Raw genomic sequence first — 3,797 nt, forward strand, 5'->3', positions numbered from 1 at the left:
TCCCGTCGCCGTCCTGCGCCGCCGCTGTCGGTGACGAGCGACCACTCCTCGACGAGCAACGGCGAGGTCCGCTCGATCATCTCGATCGACTGGCTGCCGGCGTTGCCGACATATACGCGGATGCCGCTCACGCCGTCCTTGTCGGCTCGCGCGCCCATCCCGCCCGCGTGCACGTCGTGCATCGTCACGAACTCCTGCCCGGTCGCTTCGACACGTCGCGCATCGGTGTCGCGGCCACTGAAGATACCGGCGCACGACGCGCAATTGCTTTGCCCGGTGATGCGCTCGGGCACCGCGGGGGCGAGTGCCTTCAGCAGCAGGTCGATTACGCGCGGCGAGGTCTCGGTGTTGCCGGACACGACCGAAGCCGGATAGCGGCAGTTGAGCACGCTGCCTTCGGGCGCGATGATTGTCACGGGCCGATAGCAGCCCTGATTGATCGGGATGCCCGGATCGGTCAGCGCTTTCACTGTGAACCACGTGCTGTTGCAGGTGACGGACAACGGGCAGTTGATGCCGCCGCGCACCTGCGCACCGGTGCCGGTGTAATCGAAGGTGATGTGGTCGCCCTCGACGGTGATCTTCACCTTCAGCAGCGGCCGCTCCTGCTTCCAGCCCGGTGCCTCGATCGGATCGAGATACTCTTCGGCCTCGTAGATGCCGTCCGGAATGCGGGCGATTTCCGCGCGGATCAGCTTCTCCGAATGATCCAGGCTCTGGCTCATCACGTCGCGCAGCGCTTGTGCGCCGTGCTTCGCGACGAGATCCGCAATGCGCCGGTCACCGACATACGTGCCGGCATACTGCGCCTGGATGTCGAGCCGCAGCTCGTGGGCGTTGCGGCTGTTGCGTGTCAACAGTTCGAGCATGTCGCGCACCGGCTCGTCGTTGCGATAGAGCAGCACCGGCGGGATGCGGATGCCTTCCGCGAACACGTCCCAGGTGGTGACGGTATAGCTGCCGGGCGACTGCCCGCCGATGTCGGTCCAGTGGCCGCGCGTCATCACGAAGGCGACAATCTGGCCGTCGACGAACACCGGCCGGGTGAACTGCACGTCGGGTTGGTGATTGCCTCCGCCCACGTAAGCGTCGTTGCTGACGATCACGTCGCCGGGGCGCAGGTTCTCCCGGCCGACTGCCTCGACCGAGACGCGCGTCGAGATGACCGCGGAGCCGAGCATGGTCGGGATGTCGTTGCCCTGTGCGATGAGCTGCATGTCGGCATCGAAGATCGCGGCCGACGAGTCGCCGCTGGCATGCATCAATGGGCTGCCCGCGGTGCGCATCATGGCGATCTTCATTTCCCGCGCGATCGCGAAGAGACTGCTGCGAATGATTTCGTAGGTAACGATGTCCATAACTCAGGCCGCCAGTTCGATGACGAGGTTCAGGTCGGAGTCGACGCGCGCGATGTGCGAATCCTTTAGCACCGCGCAACTGCTATGTTCTTCGATCACGGCCGGCCCTTCGATCGCTGCGCCGACCGGAATGGCGGTGCGGGCGAAGACCGGCAGCGTGCGCATGCTGCCGTCGATGTACACGGTGCGCGTATGGGAAGATTTCGGCGTATCGAGAGCGTCGGTGCCGGCGACGCCGCCGCGCCAGCCGGTCGTCGCTATCAGTTGGAGACGCACGTTGGCGACGATGATCGGCTTGTCCTCGCTGATGAAATTCCATTGCCGGCGGTGCGCCGCCTCGAAGGCCGTGGCGAGTGCCGCGCGGCAACCGTCGCGCGCGTCCTGCACCTCGATCGTGATCACGTCGGGCTGCCCCGCGTAGCGGCAGTCCGCGAGACGCACGACCTTGACGTTGCCCAGTTCGGCACCATGACGCCGCAGCTCGTCGTTGCCCTGTTCCAGCAGGTCGTCCAGCGCCTGCGCCAGGGTCGCGTCGTCGATGTTCGCGAGATCGGTTTCGAGCGGACTCTGGTAGTCGTACTGCTGATCCGCGACCGTCATGCCGAACGCGCTGAACAGCCCCGGCAGCGGTGGAATCACGACGCGGCGGATGCCCATTTCCTGCGCGAGATCGACCGCGTGCACGGGCCCCGCGCCGCCATAACAGATATAGGAGAACTCGCGCGGGTCGTAGCCGCGCTCGACGGTCATGATGCGGATCGCCTGCGCCATCAGCGCATTCGCGACCGAACGCACCACCTGGGCCGCATCGGGCACGGAGAGGCCGAGCGGCTTCGCGATCGATTCCTCGACGACCCGCCATGCGGCCTTCGCATCGAGACGGAATTCGCCGCCGAGGAAGTTATCCGGGTCGATATAGCCGAGCACGAGATTGCAGTCGGTGACCGTCGGCCGCGTACCGCCCCGGCCATAGCACGCGGGTCCGGGGTCGGCGCCCGCGCTCTCCGGCCCGATGCGCACGCCGCCGCCCGCATCGATCCAGACGATCGAGCCGCCGCCCGCGCCCACCGAGTCGATATCGATGCTCGGCGAACGCACCGTATAGGTGTGCAGCAAGCTCTTGTTGCGCAACTCCGGTCGGAATTCTCGGATCAGCGAGACATCGAAGGTCGTGCCGCCCATGTCGCCGAGAATCGCATTGCGCAACTGGCTCTTCTCGCAGTTGCGGATCGCCGCGCTCACGCCGCCGGCGGGACCGGATTCGAGCAGTACGATCGGCCGGTCCGCGACCATCGCGGGACTGGCCAGACCGCCGTTGGACTGCATGAACAGGAACTTGCCCGCAAAGCCGCGTTGCGCCAGCGCCTCCACGAGGCGGCCGATATAGCGGCCGCACACCGGGCCCAGCATCGCATTGATCACGGTGGAACTGGTGCGCTCGTACTCCATCGCTTCCGGGTTGACTTCGTGCGACGCGCAAATGAAGCGGTCCGGCAGCAGTCGGCGCAATGCGTCCGCGACTTCGCGCTCGTGTCGCGGGTTCACGTGCGCGTGCAACAGGCACACCGCCACGGCTTCGACGTCGGAGTCGCGGATCTGCGCGGCGATGCGCGCGATTTCCGCCTGCTCGGGCGCAGTCTCTGCCACGCCGTCATGACGCATGCGCTCGGTTATCTCGAGCCGCCAGCGGCGCTCGACGAGCGGTCGAGGATTGTCGAACAGCAGGTCGTAGAGGTCGGCGCGATCGTGGCGCGATACGCGCCGCAGCTCCAGGATGTCGCGAAAGCCGCGCGTGGTGACGAGCGCCGTCTTCGCGCCCGTGCCCTCGACAACCATGTTGGTCGCCATCGTCGTGCCGTGACCGAGAAACCCCACCTCTGCGGCGTGCGTGCCGGAAAGCTGGACGATCCGGCTGAAGCCTTCGATCGTGCCGATCACCCGGTCCTGCGGGGTGGTCGGCACTTTGGTCGACCAGATGCGGCCGGTTTCGTCATCCACCATCACGACGTCGGTGAACGTGCCGCCGACGTCGATACCGATTCTTTTCAATTAGCCTGTCTCCATGTTCGGGATGTCAGCGCATGTCATACGCGTTGGATACGCCGGGCGAACATTCGCGCCCGGCTACCGATGTGCCGCGACGGACACGATCACGCGGTTTTGGCTATGATCGACGCGCGCTTCGGGTCATGACCGCGCCGTAGGCATGGCGGGTACGACACGTCGAGTGTAGATGTGGGCCCAGGCGCGCAGATAATGAAACCTTCGGATCAGGTGAGACGCTGGAGTTATATCGGTGATAACCAGTATCGATGCGATTCTGAGAAGACTACGGGGGAACCACATCGCGCTGCTGATCGCCCTCGACGATCACGGTTCGCTGCGCAAGGCGGCGCAACAGGTGTCGCTGTCGCAACCCGCGACGACGAAGTCGTTGCG

General features: G+C 65.5%; 3 protein-coding genes. 1 reads left to right on the top strand and 2 read right to left on the bottom strand.

Features of this window, described 5'->3' with window-relative positions:
• Both V8683_RS31045 and V8683_RS31050 read right to left on the bottom strand, forming a co-directional pair.
• On the bottom strand, positions 1-1,358 hold a 1,358-nt coding region (locus V8683_RS31045; RefSeq protein ID WP_462880740.1), incomplete at its 3' end, for a hydantoinase B/oxoprolinase family protein.
• Positions 1,359-1,361: 3 nt separating this feature from the next.
• Complete coding sequence (locus tag V8683_RS31050; protein WP_411186710.1) at positions 1,362-3,407, bottom strand: hydantoinase/oxoprolinase family protein; 2,046 nt, start codon at positions 3,405-3,407, stop codon at positions 1,362-1,364.
• Between the two features lie 247 nt (positions 3,408-3,654).
• On the opposite strand from V8683_RS31050, the gene V8683_RS31055 reads away from it, so the two are divergent.
• Positions 3,655-3,797 (top strand): helix-turn-helix domain-containing protein (locus tag V8683_RS31055; protein ID WP_462849689.1); only part of this gene is annotated, 143 nt, incomplete at its 3' end.

The sequence above is a fragment of the Paraburkholderia sp. AV2 genome (assembly GCF_054968425.1).